An 18,492-nucleotide genomic window follows, 5' to 3' on the forward strand; every position below is an offset into this window, starting at 1 on the left:
GCTCATCGTCGCCCCCCTCCGATCTGGTCCGGTTCCATCGCTTCCATGGGTCCTGCGTCCTCCCGGGCGGAGGCCTCGGCCTGCCGGTCGATCTCGGCGCCGAGCGTGCGCAGGATGTCGAGCACCAGGCCCACGACGACGAGGAAGACCCCGAGGTCGAAGAACAGCGACGTGACCAGGTGGACGGTCCCGATGAGCGGCAGGCTGATGTCGATCGCGGTGCTCAGGAGCACGCTCTTGCCCATGAACAGGCCGATCAGTCCGACACCGACCGACAGGAACAGGCCGGTGCCGAGCAGCAGGCCCGGGTGGACGGGTGCGGCCTCGCCGAGCTCGTACCGGCCACCTGCCAGGTACCGCACGATGAGTGCGATCCCGACGACGAGCCCGGCCGCGAACCCGCCGCCCGGCGCGTTGTGGCCAGAGAACAGCAGGAAGAACGCGAACACGATCATCGAGTGGAAGAGCACGCGCGTGACGACCTCGAAGATGACCGAGCGTCGTTGCGGCGCGAGCGTGCGTCCGGCGCTGAGCCACACGAGCATGCGCGGCTGCTTGCCCGCCTCGGCGGCCTGGTCGACGCCGCGGCGGCGCAGCGCCGCCCCGGGGTCCTCCTCGTTGGCCCAGATGCCGGGCGTGGCCGCCCCGGAGGACGTCGCGTCGCGCTCCCGCAGGATCTCGCCGCTGCGGGTCCGCAGGAACACGAGCGACGCGACCCCGGTCGCCGCGACGAGCAGGACCGAGATCTCGCCCATGGTGTCCCAGGCGCGGATGTCCACGAGCGTCACGTTGACGATGTTCTTGCCGTAGCCGTGGATGTACGCCTCGGCCGGGAAGTCGAGCGAGATGGGGCTCGCGACGCGCGCGAGCGGCACGGTCAGGGCGAAGCCCATCATGACGACGCCCACCGCGACACCGAGCCCCAGGCGCACCCATCGCGACGCGACGAGCGGGCGGTTGGAGAAGTACGGAGGCAGGCGGCGCAGCACGAGCACCATGACGACGAGCGTGATGGTCTCGACCAGGACCTGGGTCAGCGCGAGGTCCGGGGCCCCGTGGAGCAGGAACAGCATCGCGTTGCCGTAGCCCGCGATCCCCACGAGGATCACGGCCTTGAGGCGGCGGCGGGACCGGGCGGCGAGGATCGACGCGACGCAGATGGCGACCACGGCGGCGACCTGCGCCGGGCGGTCCCAGGCCTTGACCTGCTCGGGCCACTGCCCTCCGACGAACATCAGCAGACCGGGCCCGGCGACCAGGACGACGAGGATCGCGCCCAGGTAGAACGGCAGCGAACCACGCTGGGTGACGGCCGTGACGTCGGCCGCGAAGTCGTCGAGGCGGCGCATGATCCGGCGGTACGTGCGGTCGGCCTCGGGACCCGTCCACACCGAGGCCTGGAACCGCTCGACGGCGTTGCGCTGCCAGAACAGCACGGCGCCGACCCCGAGGATCAGGACCGTCAGGCCGAGGGCCGGCGTGAGGCCCGCCCAGAGGACCAGGTGACCCGGCTCCCCGGCGGGGTAGGTGTTCGCGTAGGGGGCGAGCAGGTCCTCGCCGAAGTGCGGCACGAGGGCCGTCGCGAGACCGAGGAGGGCAAGCACCAGGGCGGGCCACACGAGGAGCGCCGGCTGCCGGTGGATGCGCGCGGGGTCGATCGGGGCGTCGTCGGGCAGCGGTGCCGTGTGGCCGCGCTGCGTCGCCGACGGCGCGGGCGAGCCCTGAGCGGCGGCGTCCTTGGTCACGGCGTCGAGCCGGACGTGCTCGTTGGCGCGAGCCACGGCTGCGGCGACGTGCCCCTTGGTCGCGAACGCTCCCCAGAAGAAGCGCACGCCGTAGGCGACCGTGAACATGGACCCCACGACGACGCCGACCAGCACGACGGTGTTGACCCAGGCGGGCCCCTCGCCGTGCAGGAGCGACTCGAGCGCGGCCTCCTTCGCGACGTATCCGGCGAGCGGGGGCAGGCCGATCATGGACGCGGTCGCGAGGCCACCGGCGAGCGCGGTCAGGGGCAGCGCCCGCCCGACGCCCGTCAGCCGGCGCAGGTCGCGCGTGCCCGTCGCGGCGTCGACCACGCCGACCACCAGGAAGAGCGACGCCTTGAACATCGCGTGCGCCCCGATCATCGCGAGGCCCGCGAGCGCGGCGGACCGCGTCCCGAGGCCCACGAGCAGGACGATCAGTCCGAGCTGGCTCACGGTGCCGAACGCCAGGACGAGCTTGAGGTCGTGCTGACGCAGCGCGCGGTAGCCGCCCACGAGCAGGGTGCCGACACCCAGGGTGATGACGATCGTGCGCCAGACCGTGGTGTCGGAGTACGCGGGGGCGAAGCGCGCGACGAGGTAGACGCCGGCCTTGACCATGGCCGCGGCGTGCAGGTAGGCGCTGACCGGGGTGGGCGCGGCCATGGCCGCGGGGAGCCAGAAGTGCAGCGGGATGAGCGCGGCCTTGCTCGCCGCACCGGCCAGGAGACAGACGATCGCCGCGGTCACGGCGCCCCCCGTCGGCGGGTCGGCGACGATCTCCGAGAGGCGGAACGTCCCGCCCTGGACCCCCAGGATCACGACGCCCACGAGCATCGCCAGGCCACCGGCCGTGGTCACGACGATGGCCTGCATCGCGGCGCGCCGGCTCGCCTTGCGATCGGCGTAGTGGCCGATGAGCAGGTAGGAGAAGACGGTCGTGAGCTCCCAGAAGATGAACAGGAGCAGCATGTCGTCGGCCGTGACGAGCCCGACCATCGCTCCGGCGAACGCCGTGAGGACGGCGCCGAAGCGCCCGAGCCCCGAGGCCGTGGGCGAGAAGTACGCCGAGCAGTACACCAGGACCAGTGCGCCCACGCCGCCGACGAGCAGCAGCATGAGCCAGGACAGGGTGTCCATGCGGAAGGCGAGCTCGAGACCCAGTCCGGGCACCCACTGGGTGACCTCGGTGGGGTGCACGCCGTCCATGACGCGCGTGGTCCAGCTCAGGGCGTAGACAGCGGCGGAGGCGGGCGCGAGGGCCATCACCAAGAACGCCTTGCGGCCCAGCACCGACACGAGTGCGGGCGCGCCGAGTGCCATTGCCAGATGCGCAACGAGCAGATAGAGCACGTCCGCTCCGTCCTGGTCGGGGGCGGGTGGGCGAGAACACGGACCGGCTGCACCGCGCGGACCGACCGTTCCTGCTCGACGGCGCGCAGGTGGAGGACGGCCCCGAGACACACCGGGTCCGGTAAGTATTTTACCGTTCAACGAGACCCGCAAGACCACTCGACGCCCCGTGGGCCGGTGGGAGATGTCACAGGTTCAGCGGGAATGCACCGGCGAGCCACGGTTCGGCCACCGGCCGGCCCGAGCCGCCCTGGCCTCGTCTACAGCGGAGGGATCGGCTCGTCGAGCGCCCCGTCGCTCCAGCCGTCGAGGCCGCGCAACGTGCCGTCGCGCAGGCGACGGACCAGGACCTCGGTGTACCGGAGCTCGGCGAGGAGCAGGGCGAGCTCGTACTCGGTCTCGACCGTGAACAGGGTCGGGAGCTCCTCGACGCGCTGCTCCAGGTCGTCCTCGAGCCGGCGCACCGCGACCCGCAGGGCCACGAGGCGCGAGCGCAGGAGCGCGGCGGCGTCGTCGGGCGCGAGGACCTGCATGAAGCTCAGCGCCGCCATGAACTGCGGGAACTCCTTGACCGGGGCGCCGAGCAGGCTGCGCATCCAGTCGTCGATCTCCTCGCGCCCGGCCGCCGTGAGCCGGTACACCGTGCGCTGGGGACGGTTCCCGTCCTGCTCGGTGCCCGCGGGCTCGATGAAGCCGTCCCGCACCAGCGCGGTGATGACCGAGTAGAGCGAGCCGTAGTTCAACCGGACCGACTCGTCCTTGCGGCCGTCCTTGAGCACGCGCGCGATCTCGTACGGGTGCATGGGCTTGTCGCCGAGCTGCGCGAGGACCGCGAGCGCCAACGGGTTCCCGCGACGTCGGGCCGTGGCCGCGCTGTTGCGCACTGCGCCCTCCGACATGCCCACCTCGCCCTGTTCACCCGATTCCTACCGGACGGTCGAGACTATGCGGGGCGCCGATGAGAGCGCAACCAGACCTCAGACGTCCTGCGGGTCCACCAGGAAGTCGGCCTCGTCGGCGATCTCGCCGCCCACGGCCGCGTAGAGCGCGCGCGTCACGGTCGCGACGAGCTCGGCCGCCCGCTTGCGCGCGATCTTCAGCTCGAACGACGGCGACTCCATCTGCGACTCGACGAGGTCCCGCGGCTCCCAGCGCACCCGGTACGCGACCGCGCCCTGCGACGCCCAGGGCAGGTTGCGCAGCAGCAGCGGCAGCTGCTCCTCGCCACCGACCTCGACGGCCACGAGACCGTCGACACCCATGTCGATCAGGAGCCCGTACCCGTCGAGGATCTTGCCGCTCGTCAGGGCCGCGATGTCGATGTCGTCCGCCTGCGCGTGCAACGCACGCCGGAGCTCGGGGTCGAACCTCTCGCCCCGGTGCAGCGCCATCTCCCCGATGCCCTTCGGCGGACCCTGGTACGGGCTCCCCTCGGTCGCGAGCACCACGCGGGGGTGCACGGCCCCCACGACGGCCACCGCTGCCTGCGGGTCGAGCCACACGTCCGAGAAGACCGACATGTCGACCGCGACGCCCGGGTCGGGGGTCAGGACCACGGCCGGGGCCGCCGGGTCGGCGGCATCGACCCTGATCGAGCCGCCGAGGCGTCGCGCGACCTCGACGAGCCACGCGATGACGCGCTCCTCCTCACGCGTCGGCAGCCCTGCGGGGAAGGCCCGCCCGACGCCGTCCCGGTCGCCACCACCGGGGATCGGGGCGTCGCCGCGGTCGCGCGGGCACACGACGTCGAACACCTGCTCGGTGCCGGGCGGTAGGCCGGGGTTGACCCCGTCCGCCGACCAGGGCGAGTACGGCCCGGTCATCGTGGTGTGCCGCGAGGTGCGCAGGACTCCCGGCTCGCCCGGCTTGGCCGTGCGGGGCGCCGGGGTCAGGGGATCCGTGCCCGACGGCGCCACGTCCCACCGCGCACCCGCGAACCTGGACACGGCGAGGGTCTCGACCTCGTCGACCTCGACATCCCCCGGCAGCGCGAGCAGGTGACGCGCCTGGTGACCCTGCGCCGAGGACGCGGGGAACGGCTGGAGGGTCGGGCTGGTCGGTTGCGACACGGTGGGGTCGGCCTCTCTACGGTGACGACGTCCGATCAGGCGGGCTCGGTCGAGCCGGCTCGGGATCACACGTCGGTGCGGTGGAAGTTCTGCCAGGAACGCGAGGCCGTCGGCCCGCGCTGGCCCTGGTACCGAGAACCATAGATCGACGAGCCGTACGGGTGCTCCGAGGCCGAGGAGAGCCGGAAGAAGCAGAGCTGGCCGATCTTCATGCCCGGCCACAGCGTGATCGGGAGCGTCGCGACATTGCTCAGCTCGAGCGTGACGTGACCGCTGAACCCCGGGTCGATGAACCCGGCCGTCGAGTGCGTGAGGAGCCCGAGGCGGCCCAGGCTGGACTTGCCCTCGAGCCGGGCTGCGACGTCGTCGGGCAGGGAGACCTGTTCGTAGGTCGCTCCCAGGACGAACTCGCCCGGGTGCAGGATGAACGGCTCGCCCGGCTCGACCTCGACCAGACGCGTCAGGTCCGGCTGGTCCGTCGAGGGGTCGATGAACGGGTACTTGTGGTTGTCGAACAACCGGAAGAACTTGTCGAGCCGCACGTCGATGCTCGACGGCTGGAGCATCGCAGGGTCGTAGGGGTCCAGGCGGACCCGCTGGGCGTCGATCTCGGCAGTGATGTCGCGGTCGGAGAGGAGCACGGGGCAACCGTACTCCGCGCATCCGTGACGCCGACGCGGAGTCCCGGTGACCGGTCGGTGCCGGACCCGAGGTCGGTCGGGCGACGCAGTGCGGTCGCCTCACCGTCCTCGGGACCGGTGCCGGGGCGGCGTCAGCTGCGCAGCGGGCGGCCCGTCGAGTCGACCGAGTACTGACCGCCCTTGGACGTCAGGTAGAGGATGCCCTCGACGAGGCCCCAGATCGCGACGGCCCAGCTCAGCATGCCCAGCGAGAGGACCGAGATCAGCAGCATCGTCACGCCGATGCCGGTGTACCCGAGGTAGAAGCGGTGGATGCCGAACGCGCCCAGGAAGATGCCGAGCAGACCGGCCGCGAGCCGTGACTTCGCGTTCGGGTCCTCGTAGTAGCCCGGGTGCTGGGCGCCGTACGGCTGCTGGTACCCCTGCTGCTGCGGGGCACCGTAGCCGTACCCCGCCTGCTGCGTGTACGGGTCGCCCGGCGCACCGTAGGCCGGCGTCGGCGCCTCGCCGTAGGCGGGCTGCTGGGCGTGGGGGTCCGTGCCGTAGCCCTGCTGCTGCGGGGCGCCGTAGGCGGGCTGCTGCTGGGCGTAGGGGTCCGCGCCGTAGGAGGGCGCACCGTACGGTGTGCCCTTGTCGCCGTAGGCCGGCGCGGCGGGCTGCTGCGGCACGCCACCGTACTGGCCGTACGGGTCCGCTCCAGCCGCAGGATCGGTGGGCTGCTGCTGGTACGGGTTCTCGGACAAGGCGCCTCCTCAGGCAGTGCTCGGGCACAAGATGCTGGCATCCTGGCCCGACGTGGGTATGATCGTGGACGCACGCCGGTTCCTCACCGGCTCGCACCGGCCGGAGACGGCCTGCGAGCTGCAGGGTTCCACGTCACGCGGATGTAGTTCAATGGTAGAACTTCAGCTTCCCAAGCTGATAGCGCGGGTTCGATTCCCGTCATCCGCTCCACACGTCGAGAGGCCCCGCACCTGCTGGTGCGGGGCCTCTCGCGTCTCCGCGGCCCGGCCAGCTACCTCGACGTCACGCCTCGTCGCGCGAACGTGACCGGACGACGGCGCTCCCGACGCCGACCAGCACGGCCACCCCTCCCAGCACGACGAACAGGAGCGGCGACTGCGGCCCGTCCTTGCCGGCGAGCGCGGCGACCCCTCCACCCAGCGCCCAGACGGCGCCGATCACGACCAGGGCCAGCGAGCTCCAGTACCGACTCACGACACGTCCTCCTCCGGTCAGCGACGCGCTCGCTGCGCGCCCTCGTGGAGCATGCCACGCCTCAGCCGCAGAACCAGTCATATCCGCATCAACCTGCTCTTATCGTGACATCGTGTCGCGATGATTCCGCATCTGCGGCGCTATGCTCTCATCCATGCCGCACTATCGGATCCGAGAAGCCGCCGACCTGCTCGGCGTCAGCGACGACACCGTGCGCCGCTGGGTCGACGCGGGGGATCTCGACGCGGGCGTCGACGACTCCGGCCGCAAGGTCGTCGACGGGGCACGGCTCGCCGCCTTCGCGGTGCGCACGGCGCAGGCAGCGCCCGATCCGTCCGGCGTCGCCCGGTCGGCCCGGAACCGGTTCGTCGGCATCGTGACCAAGGTCGTGAGCGACACCGTGATGTCCCAGGTCGAGATGCAGTGCGGCGGACAACGCGTCGTGTCCCTCATGAGCACCGAAGCGGTCCGCGAGCTCGGCCTCGAACCAGGGAGCCTCGCCGTCGCCGTCGTCAAGGCCACCACCGTGATCGTCGAGACGCCCGGAGGGCTCGCGTGACCCGCACCACGACCACCCCTCGTCCCGCCGCGCGTCCCGCCCGGCGCGCGCTCGCCGTCGCGACCACCGTCCTGCTGACGGCCGCCCTCGCGGCGTGCGCGGCGCCGTCGGGCGGTCAGGGCACGCCAGGCACGGCAGGCGCGACGGGCACGACGGCCGTCGAGGAGCAGACCCTCACCGTGCTCGCCGCCGCGTCGCTGCGCGACGTGTTCGCCGAGCTCGCCCAGGACTTCGAGACCGAGCACGACGGCGTGACCGTCGCCCTGTCGTTCGCCGGGTCGGCCGACCTCGCCGACCAGCTCCTCGCCGGGAGCCCCGGCGACGTGTTCGCCTCGGCCGACACCACGAACATGGACCGCGTCGTCGAGGGCGGCGACGCGGCCGACCCCGTCGTCTTCGCGACCAACACGCTCACGGTCGTCGTGCCCCCGGACAACCCGGGCGGCGTCACGTCGTTCGCCGACCTCGCGCGCGAGGACCTCAAGGTCGTCGTGTGCGCGGTCGAGGTGCCCTGCGGGGCCGCGACCGCCAAGGTCGAGGCCGCCGCCGGGACCACGATCCACCGTGTGAGCGAGGAGGCGAGCGTGACCGACGTGCTCGCCAAGGTCACGGCCGACGAGGCCGACGCCGGACTCGTCTACGTGACCGACGCGACGCTCGCCGGCGGGGACGTCGAGGTCGTCGACGTCCCCGAGACGAAGAGCGTCGTCAACACCTACCCGATCGCCGTCACCTCGGGGGCCGCCGACGAGACCCTGGCCCGGGAGTGGCTCGACCTCGTGACCGGCCCCGTCGGACAGGCCGCGCTCGCGAAGGCGGGCTTCGGGGCACCGTGACGCCCGCCGAGGCCCCCTGATGCGCGGGCTGCCCCGCTGGGTCCTGGCCCCCGCGATCCTCGGCGCGCTGTTCGTCGTCGTGCCCGTCGTCGCGATGGTCGCGCGCCTCGACGTGTCCGGGGGGCTCGGCGGCGTCTGGGACCTGCTCACCTCCCCCACCGCGACCGACGCCCTGTGGCTCTCGGTCCGGACGTCGCTCGTCGCGACCGTGTGCTGCGTCCTGCTCGGCGCGCCCATGGCACTCGTCCTCGCACGGACCACGTTCCCCGGGCAGCGCCTGGCCCGCGCACTCGTGCTGCTCCCCCTCGTCCTCCCCCCCGTCGTGGGCGGCATCGCGCTCCTCTACACGTTCGGGCGGCGCGGGCTGATCGGTCAGCACCTGTCCGTCCTGGGGATCGAGGTCGCGTTCACGACCACCGCGGTGGTCATGGCGCAGACCTTCGTCGCCCTGCCGTTCCTCGTGCTGAGCCTCGAAGGCTCCCTGCGGACGCACGACGCGCGGTACGAGGAGGTCGCCGCGACGCTCGGCGCGACCCCGACGACGGTGCTGCGCCGTGTCACGCTGCCGCTCGTGCTTCCCGGGCTCGTGTCCGGGGCGGTGCTCGCGTTCGCGCGCGCCCTCGGGGAGTTCGGCGCGACCATCACGTTCGCCGGGGCGCTCCAGGGCGTCACGCAGACCCTGCCGCTCGAGATCTACCTGCAACGCAGCGCCGACCCCGACGCCGCCGTCGCGCTCTCCCTGCTGCTCGTGGTCGTGGCCGTGGTCGTCACGGCAGCCGTGCACGGGGGGCCGTTCGGGCGCGGCCCCTCGACCGACGGGGACCGGATCCCGGCCGAGCGTGACCGGATCTCCGCCGAGCGTGACCGGATCTCCGCCGAGGGCGACGAGGACCCAACCGACGGGGACGGGTCGCGTCACCGTCGGCAGGTCGGCGCGTCCTCCTCGGCGACCGGGCCCGTCATCCCCAGCGAGCCCGGCGCGCCGCTGCGCGTCCGGGTACGCGTCGCCGAGCGCGGCGTCGACGTCGACGTCACGGTCGAGCCCGGTCAGGTCGTCGCGGTCCTCGGCGCCAACGGCGCGGGCAAGTCGACGCTCCTCCAGGCCGTCACCGGCCTCCTCCCCCACCGCGCCCGACCCCGGTCGGGCAGCCCCGACGAGCTCCTCGTGTCGATCGACGGCACCGTGCTCACCGACACCACCCGCGGCACCGCCGTCCCCCCACGACGGCGCAGGGTCGGCTGGCTCACGCAGCGGCCGCTGCTCCTCGCGCACCTCGATGCCGTGGACGACGTGGCGTTCGGGCTCCGCGCGCGGGGGGCGACCCGGCGCGAGGCCCGCGCGCAGGCCCGCGTGCGCCTCCACGACCTCGACGCCGGGCACCTCGCCGAGCGCCGACCCCGCGAGCTCTCCGGCGGCCAGGCCCAGCGGGTCTCGATCGCGCGGGCCCTGGCGACCGACCCGCGCGTCCTGCTGCTCGACGAGCCCCTCGCGTCGCTCGACGTCGGGGTCGCGCAGCAGGTGCGCCGCGCCCTGCACGACGCGCAGCGCGCGCACCCGCGCACGACCCTGCTCGTGACGCACGACCTGCTCGACGTCCTGCTGCTCGCCGACCGTGCGGTGGTCCTGGAGCACGGCCGGGTCGTCGAGGACGGCCCCGCGCGCGAGGTCCTGTCGCGCCCCCGGTCCCGGTTCGCGGCGCGGCTGGCGGGGATCAACCTGCTCTCGGGCACCGCGACCGACGACGGCGGGCTGCGGCTCGGCGCGGGGGGCGAGGCGGCGAGCGCCGTCGCGGGGTCGGCGTCGGGCACCACCCCGAGCGCTCTCGCCACCACACGGGTCGTCGCAGGGGTCGTGGCCGACGGCGGCGCTCTGGTCGAGGGCGACCCGGCGGTCGCGATGTTCGAGCCGCGCGCGGTCGCGGTCCACCGTGAGGCGCCGTCGGGCAGCCCGCGCAACGCCTTCGCGGTGACGATCACCTCGCTCGAGCCGCACGGGCAGCTCTTCCGGGCCTGGGGAGAGGCGACAGGTCCGCAGGCGGTGCGCGACGCCGTCGGGCACCTCGCCGCGGACCTGACGCCGCGGTCGGTCGCGGACCTGCGGCTGGCACCGGGCGAGCGGGTGTGGTTCGCCGTCAAGGCCGCCGAGGTGCAGGTCTACTCGACCCGCTGAGTGCGGGGTGGTTGTCGTCGAACGGGCATCCGGACGACACCTGCTCCGCACTCAGCGGAAGGACGCGCTCAGCGGAGCGACGCGAGCGCCCGGACCGACTCCGCGAGGCTGCCCGTGACCGGCACGTCCGCGAGGAGCAGCGCCTGGGCCGCGTGGTAGACGTCGGGCTTGCCGTCCCACACGACGGCCGACGGCCGGTTGTGGACGTCGAGCTCGTGGTGCCACGAACCACGCTCGACGTCGACGAGACGCGCCCTCGCGTACGCCCACCAGTCGTCGGCGAGCCGCGTGTACCGCTCCTCGCCCGTGACCCGGGCGAAGACCTCCGCCGCCGCGATCGCCTCGGCAGCGACCCAGTGGAAGCGGCGCCGCTCGACGGGCCGCCCGTACCAGTTGACGGTGTAGACGAACCCGCCCTCGACCGGGTCCCAGCCGTCGGTCGCAGCGCGGTCGAACAGGTGGCGGGCGGCGTCGAGGCGGGCCCCCGGTGCGCCCGTGCCGACCGCGGCCTGCGCGGCGTCGAGGTGCAGCAGCAGGCGCGCCCACTCGAACCCGTGGCCGGGCGTCGAGCCGTAGGGCTTGAACTGGTCGGTGGGGTGGTCGACGTTCAGCTCGGGCTCGGGTCGCCACGCGGCGTCGAAGTGCTCGACGACCCGCCACTCGCGCTCGGCCGCCCAGCCGACGACCCGGTCCGCGATCGAGGCGGCGTGCTCGAGCCACAGGAGCTCGCCCGTGGCCGAGTGCGCCGCGAGCAGCGACTCGACGCCGTGCATGTTGGCGTTCGCCCCGCGGTAGGGCGCGCACGTGGTCCAGGCCCGGTCCCACTCGTCGCGCAGCATGCCCTGGTCGGTCTCCCAGAACTCCTGGTCGAGGATGCGCAGCGCGTCGTCGAGGAGGTCGCGTGCCCCGGGCCGTCCCGCGATCGTGGCGCTCGACGCCGCGAGGACCACGAACGCGTGCGCGTAGGCGCTCTTGGTGTCGTCGACCGCGTCGCCCGGTCCCCGCGAGGCGAACCAGCCGCCGTCCGCGGGGTCGGCGAGACGGGTACGCAGCCCGTCGAGAGCGCGGTCCGCGAGCGCGCCCGTCCCGGGGACGTCGAGCAGGCTCGCGAGCGCGTACACGTGCGCCATGCGGGCCGTGATCCACGTGTGCACGGGTTCGCGCGGGTCGGGGACCCCGTGGTCGTCGAGCCAGCGCGCCCCGCCGTCGGGCCCCAGGGACGCCTGCGCGAAGGTGAGCAGCCTGCGCAGCTCGTCCTGGCGCCACGCGGCGTCGTCGGCCGCTCGGGCGAACTCGTCCTTGACCGTCATCTCTCCCCGTTCCTCGTGCGTGCCTGAATCCTCCCCGGGTGGGCGCTCCCCCGTCGAATGCCCGACGGCGGAGCGCCCCTCCCGCGCACCGCTCCCAGCCGCGCGGCTCGCCGGGCGGCTCGCCGCGCGGTGGTGCGACGGGGTCGCCGGCGAGGTGCCGGACGCGCGCCTCAGCCCTTGACCGACCCCGACATGAGCCCACCCATGAAGTACTTGCCGAGCAGGATGTAGACGACGAGCGTCGGGAGCGAGGCGAACAGCGCCCCCGCCATCGACGCGCCGTAGTTCTGCAGCAGCGCCCCGTTCGCGAGGTTGTTGAGCGCGAGCGTGACCGGGCCGTTCTGGCTCGAGGAGAAGAACACCGCGAAGAGGAAGTCGTTCCACGCGGACGTGAACTGCCAGATCAGCACGACCACGAAGCTCGGGATCGACAGCGGCAGGACGATCGACCAGTACGTGCGCAGCATGCCCGCCCCGTCGACGCGCGCGGCCTCGATGAGCTCGTTCGGGACGGTCTGGTAGTAGTTGCGGAAGATCAGCGTCGTGATCGGCAGGCCGTAGATCACGTGCAGCACGATGAGCGTCGGGATGCCGCTCGGCAGGTCGAGGCTCAGGACGAGCTGGTTGAGCGGGATGATCACCGCCTGGTACGGGATGAACATGCCGAACAGGATGAGCGTGAACACGAGGTTCGCGCCGCGGAACCTCCAGCGCGAGAGCACGAACCCGTTGAGCGACCCGAGGAACGCGGAGATGAGCGCGGCCGGGATCACCATCTGGAGCGTGCGCAGGATCGCGGGCGCCAGCGCCGTCCACGCGGCCTGCCAGTTCTCCGTGGTCCACACCTGGGGGAGGTTCCATGCGCGGGTCGGCGCCGCGTCGCCCGGTCCCTTGAAGCTCGTGACGAACAGGACGTAGACGGGCACGAGCACGACGAGCACGAACAGGATCAGCAGCACGTACCGCAGGGTCCGGGCGACGGAGAAGCGCTCGACCGGCTTCTTGCGACGACGCGAGCCGGTGGCGCCGGACCCCGAGCCCGAGCCCGGGGCCGTCGCCTCGACGGGGGTGGTGACCGTGGTCATCGGATCTTCTCCTTGCGGTTCAGGGAGATCAGGTAGGGCACGATCACGAGGGCCACGATGATGAGCAGGATCGCGCCCACCGCAGCCGCGTTCGCGTAGTCGAAGCTCGACTTGAAGACGTACATGTCGACGGCCGGGACCTTGGTCTGGTAGTTCGACGGCTTGGAGATCGACATGATGAGGTCGAACGCCTTGAGCGACATGTGGCCCACGATGATGAGCGCGGACAGCGCGATCGGCGTGAGCTGCGGGAAGAGCACGTAGCGGTACAGCTTCCACTCGCTCGCACCGTCGATGCGGGCCGCCTCGCGCAGCTCCTCCGGGATGCCACGGAACCCTGCGAGGAAGAGCGCCATGACGTAGCCCGAGAGCTGCCAGATCGCGGGGATCGCGATGGCCGCGATGCCGAACGTGACGTTGTTCCACCAGTTGTTCTGGAGCGCGTCGAGCCCGATCATCTGGAAGAGCCGGTTGAGGCCGCTCGCCTTCTCGTCCTGGTTCGAGTTGAGGAGCCAGCGCCACACGACGCCCGAGGCGATGAAGGAGACCGCCATGGGGAAGAGGTAGACGGCGCGGAAGAAGCCCTCACCCTTGACGGGCTTGTCGAGGAGCCAGGCCCAGACGAAGCCGATGACCATCGTGCCCACCAGGAAGACCACGGTGTAGATCAGGAGGTTCAGGAGGGAGTGCTGGAATTCCGGGCTCGCGAGCAGGTCGAGGTAGTTCTGGATGCCGACGCGGGACACGGGCGCCTGGCCGGTGGACTGCGCGGCCTTGTGCATGTCCGTGGTCGAGGTCGCGAAGTTGATCCCGATGAGGCCGTAGACGAACACCCCCACCAGGATCAGGGACGGGGCGACGAGGAGCAGGGGTGGCCCCCAGCGTCGGGCGGAGTGGATCACCGGTGATCCTCCAAGGGTGCGGGCACGGTCCGGGGCGCACGCCGCGCACGTGGGTGCGGGAACGCCCGCCGACCGGTGCGGCGGGGAACGAGACGGTGCGGCGGTGCGCCGCGGGTTCGTGACGTGACCGGGCGGCACCCGTCGCGGGGCTGCGCGAGCAGCTCCGCGACGGGCACCACCTGCGCCCTACTCGGCTGCAGCAGCGGCCAGGTCGGCCTGGTACTGCGCCAGGTCGGAGGCGCCGGAGGTGAACTTGCTCGTCGCGTCGGAGATGGCGTTGAGCACGGCGATCGAGGCGGCCGCGCCGTGGGCGAGCGACGGCACGATCGTGTCGTCCGCGAACGAGGTGATGGCGGTCTGCTGGTACTCGGAGAAGTCAGCAGGGTCGGCATCGGTGCGGGCCGGGATGGAGCCCTTGGCCTTGTTGAACGCCGTCTGGCCCTCGAGGCTCGAGACCGTCTCGATCCAGGCCTTGGCGCCGTCGGGGTTCTTGGCCCCCACGGGCAGCGTGAACGAGTCGGCGAGGAATCCGAACATGCCGTCCGTCCCGGGGACCGGGAAGTAGGTGAAGTCGGTGCCGGCTGTCTTGTCGGACTCCTCGAACGCCGCCACGGCCCAGTCGCCCATGACGTTGAACGCGGCCTCGCCGTCCATGACGAGCTGGGTGGCCTCGGGCCAGTCCAGTCCGTCGCGGTCCGTGTTGGTGTAACCGATCAGTTTCTCGAAGTCCTCGAGAGCGGCCGTGACCTCGGGGCTGTCCCAGGCGGTCGTGCCGTCCCACAGCCCGTTGTAGGCCTCGGCGCCGAGGTCGGCCATGAGGACCGTCTCGAGCAGGTTGACCTGGGTCCATGTCTGCGCGATCGAGAGCGGGGTCTTCCCCGTGGCCTGGACCGCGTCGAGTGCGACGAACCAGTCGTCGAGGGTCGCGTAGGTTGCGGCGGGGTCGAGGCCCGCCTCGGTCAGGACCGTGGGGTTGGCCCAGACCATGTTCGAGCGGTGGATGTTGGAGGGCATCGAGTAGATCTTGCCGTCGACCGTGAGGAGGTCGATGAGGTCCTGCGGGAAGACGTCCGTGACCCCGAACTCGTCGTACAGGTCGGAGATGTCCTCGATCTGCGCGGCGTCGATGTAGTCGGTGAGCTCCTTGCCCGCGTGGGCCTGGAACGTGTCGGGCGGGTCGTTGGCCTGGAGCCGGGTCTGGAGCAGGTCCTTGGCGGCAGATCCGGCGCCTCCGGCGACCGCGCCGTTCACGAACGTGTAGTCGGGCTGCTGCTCGTCGAAGACCGAGACGAGGGCGTCGAGGCCGGCCTTCTCGGAGCCTTCCGCCCACCAGGTGAAGACCTCGACGTCGCCGCCCGCGGCATCGCCCGAGCCGCCCGAGGTGGAATCGCTACCAGAGTCGCCGCTGCAAGCCGCGAGGGCCAGGAGGGCTGCGGTGCCCACCAGTGCCCCGGCGACGCGTAATCCGTTACGCATGGGGTCCTACTTTCGTCGTTGACAGCGCTGTCAGGAACAGGTCGAACGTAAGACCGCTCCTCTCCCCGTGTCAAAGAGGTGGGCGGAATCGTTACCTCGGAGAGACCTGCGCGGGGGGTCGAAGAGGACGTCGGCGACAAAGCGCCGGCGTCTGCCGGACCTGCGGACAGGTCACCGCCCTGCGCGAACCTCGAGCGCGGCCAGTCGCGGCGCGATCTCCCCGGACCCGCGCGGGATGAGCACGGTCGGGACGACGCGCAGCCTGGCCGCACCCCCGGGGGCCTCGATGCGGTCGACCGCGAGCCGTGCGGCCTCCTGGCCCATCGCGGAGATCTCGTACCCCACGACGGTCACGTCGAGGACGTCGGCGAGCTCGAAGTCGTCGAACCCGACGAGGGCGACGTCGCGGCGCGTGCCGTGCCCGGTGCGCAGCGCCCGGAGCGCACCCTGGGTGATCTTGTTGTTGGCCGTGAGGATCGCGGTGGGCGGCTCGTCGAGCGCGAGGAGCCCCTCGACCGCCTCGCGGGCCGTCGCGGCGTCGTGCAACCCGTCGCGCACGTAGCGCTCGGGGTCCTCGATCCCGGCGTCGCGCAGCGCGGCGACGAAGCCCTCGTGCCGCTCGCGGAACGTCCACAGGCGGGACAGGTCGCCCGCGAGCGCGATCCGGCGGTGCCCCTGCGCGAGCAGGTGCCTGGTCGCTGCGGCGGCGCCGGCGCGGTTGTCGAGCACGACGGTGTCGGCCTCGATCCCGCTCGGCGGGCGGTCGAGGAACACGACGGGCACGCCGGTCGCGAGCTCGGCGTGCAGGTAGGAGTGGTCGGCAGCCGTGGGGGCGATGAACAGGGCGGCGACGCGGCGTTCGATCAGCGCGTCGATGAGCTCGCGCTCCTGGTCCGCGTCCTCGTCGGAGCTCGTGGTGATGAGCTGGAGCCCGTGCTTGCGCAGCTCGCGCTCGATCCCGCCCGCGAGGTCCGAGTAGAAGGGGTTCGCGATGTCTCCGGTCACGAACCCGACGAGCCGGGAGCCCCCTCCGCGTGCGAGGTCCGCCGCGACGGCGTTGCGTCGGAACCCGAGCGCGTCGGCGGCCGCCCGCACCTTGAGGCGGGTCGCCTCGGCGACGCTGGGCTCGTTGTCGAGCACGCGGGACGCCGTCTTGAGGCTGACCCCCGCGGCCTCGGCCACCGCGGCGAGGGTCGGGCGACCTCCGCCGCGTGCGGTGCGGCCTCCTGCGGCCATGTGCACCCACCCCCGCACGGTTCGACTGGCGGGGATTCTTCCACACCCCCGGCTGGCTCCGCCCCGACGTGTCACGTCCGACGCGGTTCGGGCGGCCAGGACCGTCGGGCGCTTCCTGGGGCGAGTAGACCCTGAATCTGACAGCGCTGTCAAGGGCGACGCGCACCCTCCCCTCGCAGGCCCTCCGTGAGACCGCACCCAGGCCCCGCACCCGGGGCACGCCGGACCGATTCGTGACCACCCGAGGCTCTCCGCTAGCCTTCGATCGCCCTGTCGGTCCAGGACGCCGCCGGCGGGTTGCACGCAGGCGACCAGAGCAGCAGGAGGCGTCATGGGTCGCACCGCTCCGGGGTGGTATCCCGACCCCTCCGCAGCCGGTACCCAGCGGTGGTTCGACGGCGACCGCTGGTCCCAGCACACCCGCCCCACGGTCCTGCCCACCAGCACGCAGCGCCTCCCCCTCGGCGTCGGGACGCTCGGTGGCGACGCCCCCCGTCCGACGAGCCCGCCGGGTGAAAAGTCCTCCGGCCTGCCGTTCGCCGAGGTCCGCCCGGCCATCGAGGAGCAGCCCGCGTCGTACGCGCCCGCCTCGACCGTGCGGGCGCTGCCTCCGATCCCGCCCCCGCCGGGACCGGTCGCGCAGCCCGGGGCACCCGCAGGCCCGACGGCGTCGCGCGCCTCGGCCCGTCGGGACACCTCGGCGCCTCGGCCCGTCTCCCGGCAAGGGCGCCTGTCCGGGCCCGCGCTCTGGGCGGGTTGCGCCGTGCTCGTCGTGGCCCTCGCCGGGAGCGGGGTGGCCCTCGCGCAGAAGGGCGGCTCGGACAGGCCGCCTGCTCCCGTGACCTCCAAGGCGACGAACGCCCCACCGCCCGTCGAGGACCCCGCGGAGGACCGGACCCCGGACTACCACGAGGTGGCCAACTCGGCCGTCCTGGAGGTCGCACCCCTGGACGTCGACGCGGTGATCGCGGCAGCCCCCTCGCAGTCGGCGCTCGCGACGGTCGCGCTCCTCGAGGTCGGCGACCGGGACGTGGCCGCCGCGTTCTCGGTCGAGGCCTTCGGGGCGCGGTTCGCCGACACCGACGGCAACGGGTGCGACACCCGCAACGACGCGCTCGCGCGGTCCCTGTCCGGGGTGTCGTTCACGCCCGGCACGAAGGACTGCGTCGTCCTGACGGGCCTGCTCGCCGACCCGTACAGCGGCACCGAGATCGCCTTCGAGCGCGGCCCCCTGTCCTCGGAGAAGGTCCAGGTGGACCACGTGGTCGCCCTGACCGACGCGTGGCACAAGGGTGCGCGAGCGTGGGACGCGGCGCGACGCGAGGCCTTCGCGAACGACCCTCTCAACGTCCTCGTCGTCGACGGTGCCCTCAACCAGCAGAAGGGCGACGGGGACGCCTCTGCGTGGCTCCCCCCGAACGAGGCGTTCCGCTGCGCGTACGTCGCACGCCAGGTGGGCGTCAAGTACACCTACGGCCTGCGCGTGACCAGCACCGAGAAGGCCGCCCTCGTCGCGGTCCTCTCGACGTGCCCGGGCGAGCCGCTGCCGACCGGCAGCACGCTCCCTGCGCCCCGCGACCCCGTCGTCCCCCCGGTCGAGAAGCCCCGGCCACGCCCCACGCAGACCCCGACGCCCGAGGCGCCGCCGGCCGCCGAACCACCGCCCGCCCCGGCGCCCTCGACGCCCACCCCGACCCCGAGCCAGCCCGCGACGACGATCCCCGAGGACTGCCAGGTCAAGGGTGTGTACGTCCGTGCGATGGACGGCGCGACGAACCTCTACTACCTCCGCGAGGACCGGTGGATCTTCAAGAAGATCGCAGGTGACGTGTGCTTCGGCAGCGAGGAGGAGGCCGAGGCGGCCGGTTTCGAACGGACCTGGTGGTAGGGCA

The 18,492-nt window shown here is 72.5% G+C and carries 15 protein-coding genes and 1 tRNA gene; 5 read left to right on the forward strand and 11 right to left on the reverse strand.

The genetic code is table 11. From position 1 onward, the window contains the following. Positions 1-2 precede the first annotated feature (2 nt). The 5 genes from JOD49_RS09320 to JOD49_RS09340 all read right to left on the reverse strand — a co-directional run bounded on the left by JOD49_RS09320 (position 3) and on the right by JOD49_RS09340 (position 6,551). On the reverse strand, positions 3-3,098 hold the full coding sequence (locus JOD49_RS09320) for a Na+/H+ antiporter subunit A (protein ID WP_205306942.1): 3,096 nt from the start codon (positions 3,096-3,098) through the stop codon (positions 3-5). Positions 3,099-3,358: 260 nt separating this feature from the next. Next, positions 3,359-3,997 carry a PadR family transcriptional regulator gene (locus tag JOD49_RS09325; RefSeq protein ID WP_205306943.1) on the reverse strand — a complete coding sequence of 213 codons (639 nt, stop codon included), beginning with the start codon at positions 3,995-3,997 and terminating at the stop codon, positions 3,359-3,361. A 78-nt stretch (positions 3,998-4,075) separates the two neighbouring features. Next, positions 4,076-5,167: a hypothetical protein gene (locus JOD49_RS09330; protein ID WP_205306944.1), complete on the reverse strand. Its 1,092-nt coding sequence runs from the start codon at positions 5,165-5,167 to the stop codon at positions 4,076-4,078. Positions 5,168-5,232: 65 nt separating this feature from the next. Then, positions 5,233-5,808 (reverse strand): dCTP deaminase, encoded by a 576-nt coding sequence (gene dcd / locus JOD49_RS09335; protein ID WP_056652708.1) that lies wholly within the window; start codon positions 5,806-5,808, stop codon positions 5,233-5,235. A 131-nt stretch (positions 5,809-5,939) separates the two neighbouring features. Next, positions 5,940-6,551, reverse strand: a complete 612-nt coding sequence (locus tag JOD49_RS09340) for a TM2 domain-containing protein (RefSeq protein ID WP_239525184.1) — start codon at positions 6,549-6,551, stop codon at positions 5,940-5,942. A 137-nt stretch (positions 6,552-6,688) separates the two neighbouring features. On the opposite strand from JOD49_RS09340, the gene JOD49_RS09345 reads away from it, so the two are divergent. After that, positions 6,689-6,762 (forward strand) — tRNA-Gly (locus JOD49_RS09345). Between the two features lie 72 nt (positions 6,763-6,834). Here JOD49_RS09345 and JOD49_RS09350 read toward each other — a convergent pair. Next, a complete protein-coding gene (locus JOD49_RS09350) occupies positions 6,835-7,026 on the reverse strand; it encodes a hypothetical protein (RefSeq protein ID WP_205306945.1) in 192 nt (63 codons plus the stop codon). 154 nt (positions 7,027-7,180) lie between these two features. Here JOD49_RS09350 and JOD49_RS09355 point away from each other — a divergent pair, with 154 nt between their 5' ends. Genes JOD49_RS09355 through JOD49_RS20720 form a run of 3 tightly spaced genes read left to right on the forward strand, consistent with a single transcriptional unit; the run spans position 7,181 to position 10,591 of the window. Further along, positions 7,181-7,585: a TOBE domain-containing protein gene (locus JOD49_RS09355; RefSeq protein WP_205306946.1), complete on the forward strand. Its 405-nt coding sequence runs from the start codon at positions 7,181-7,183 to the stop codon at positions 7,583-7,585. Next, positions 7,582-8,421, forward strand: coding sequence for a molybdate ABC transporter substrate-binding protein (modA, locus tag JOD49_RS09360; RefSeq protein ID WP_205306947.1), 840 nt, complete (start codon positions 7,582-7,584; stop codon positions 8,419-8,421). Before JOD49_RS09355 ends, modA begins: the two co-directional genes overlap by 4 nt. A gap of 19 nt (positions 8,422-8,440) precedes the next feature. Next, on the forward strand, positions 8,441-10,591 hold the full coding sequence (locus JOD49_RS20720) for an ABC transporter permease (protein WP_205306948.1): 2,151 nt from the start codon (positions 8,441-8,443) through the stop codon (positions 10,589-10,591). 68 nt (positions 10,592-10,659) lie between these two features. Here the strand turns inward: JOD49_RS20720 and JOD49_RS09370 are convergent, their stop codons facing one another. The 5 genes from JOD49_RS09370 to JOD49_RS09390 form a co-directional block, all read right to left on the reverse strand. Then, complete coding sequence (locus JOD49_RS09370) at positions 10,660-11,901, reverse strand: AGE family epimerase/isomerase (RefSeq protein WP_205306949.1); 1,242 nt, start codon at positions 11,899-11,901, stop codon at positions 10,660-10,662. A gap of 170 nt (positions 11,902-12,071) precedes the next feature. Beyond that, complete coding sequence (locus JOD49_RS09375) at positions 12,072-12,986, reverse strand: carbohydrate ABC transporter permease (protein ID WP_205306950.1); 915 nt, start codon at positions 12,984-12,986, stop codon at positions 12,072-12,074. Further along, positions 12,983-13,888, reverse strand: a complete 906-nt coding sequence (locus tag JOD49_RS09380; protein ID WP_205306951.1) for a carbohydrate ABC transporter permease — start codon at positions 13,886-13,888, stop codon at positions 12,983-12,985. The genes JOD49_RS09375 and JOD49_RS09380 overlap by 4 nt, the downstream gene beginning before the upstream one ends. 186 nt (positions 13,889-14,074) lie before the next feature. After that, the gene (locus JOD49_RS09385; protein WP_205306952.1) at positions 14,075-15,364 is read right to left on the reverse strand and encodes an ABC transporter substrate-binding protein; all 1,290 of its coding nucleotides are present in this window, start codon (positions 15,362-15,364) and stop codon (positions 14,075-14,077) included. A 171-nt stretch (positions 15,365-15,535) separates the two neighbouring features. Beyond that, entirely contained in the window at positions 15,536-16,600 is a 1,065-nt protein-coding gene (locus tag JOD49_RS09390) for a LacI family DNA-binding transcriptional regulator (RefSeq protein ID WP_205306953.1), read from the reverse strand. A gap of 331 nt (positions 16,601-16,931) precedes the next feature. On the opposite strand from JOD49_RS09390, the gene JOD49_RS09395 reads away from it, so the two are divergent. Further along, a complete protein-coding gene (locus JOD49_RS09395; protein ID WP_205306954.1) occupies positions 16,932-18,488 on the forward strand; it encodes a GmrSD restriction endonuclease domain-containing protein in 1,557 nt (518 codons plus the stop codon). The last annotated feature ends 4 nt before the right edge of the window (positions 18,489-18,492 follow it).

The sequence above is a fragment of the Oerskovia jenensis genome (assembly GCF_016907235.1).
Taxonomy (GTDB): Bacteria; Actinomycetota; Actinomycetes; order Actinomycetales; family Cellulomonadaceae; genus Oerskovia; species Oerskovia jenensis.

Excerpts from the sequence above, each read along its gene's own strand:
- JOD49_RS09325 (WP_205306943.1), bottom strand. The coding sequence starts at position 3,997 with ATGTCGGAGGGCGCAGTGCGCAACAGCGCGGCCACGGCCCGACGTCGC.
- JOD49_RS09355 (WP_205306946.1), top strand. The coding sequence starts at position 7,181 with ATGCCGCACTATCGGATCCGAGAAGCCGCCGACCTGCTCGGCGTCAGC.
- JOD49_RS20720 (WP_205306948.1), top strand. The coding sequence starts at position 8,441 with ATGCGCGGGCTGCCCCGCTGGGTCCTGGCCCCCGCGATCCTCGGCGCG.
- JOD49_RS09370 (WP_205306949.1), bottom strand. The coding sequence starts at position 11,901 with ATGACGGTCAAGGACGAGTTCGCCCGAGCGGCCGACGACGCCGCGTGG.
- JOD49_RS09375 (WP_205306950.1), bottom strand. The coding sequence starts at position 12,986 with ATGACCACGGTCACCACCCCCGTCGAGGCGACGGCCCCGGGCTCGGGC.
- JOD49_RS09385 (WP_205306952.1), bottom strand. The coding sequence starts at position 15,364 with ATGCGTAACGGATTACGCGTCGCCGGGGCACTGGTGGGCACCGCAGCC.
- JOD49_RS09390 (WP_205306953.1), bottom strand. The coding sequence starts at position 16,600 with ATGGCCGCAGGAGGCCGCACCGCACGCGGCGGAGGTCGCCCGACCCTC.
- JOD49_RS09395 (WP_205306954.1), top strand. The coding sequence starts at position 16,932 with ATGGGTCGCACCGCTCCGGGGTGGTATCCCGACCCCTCCGCAGCCGGT.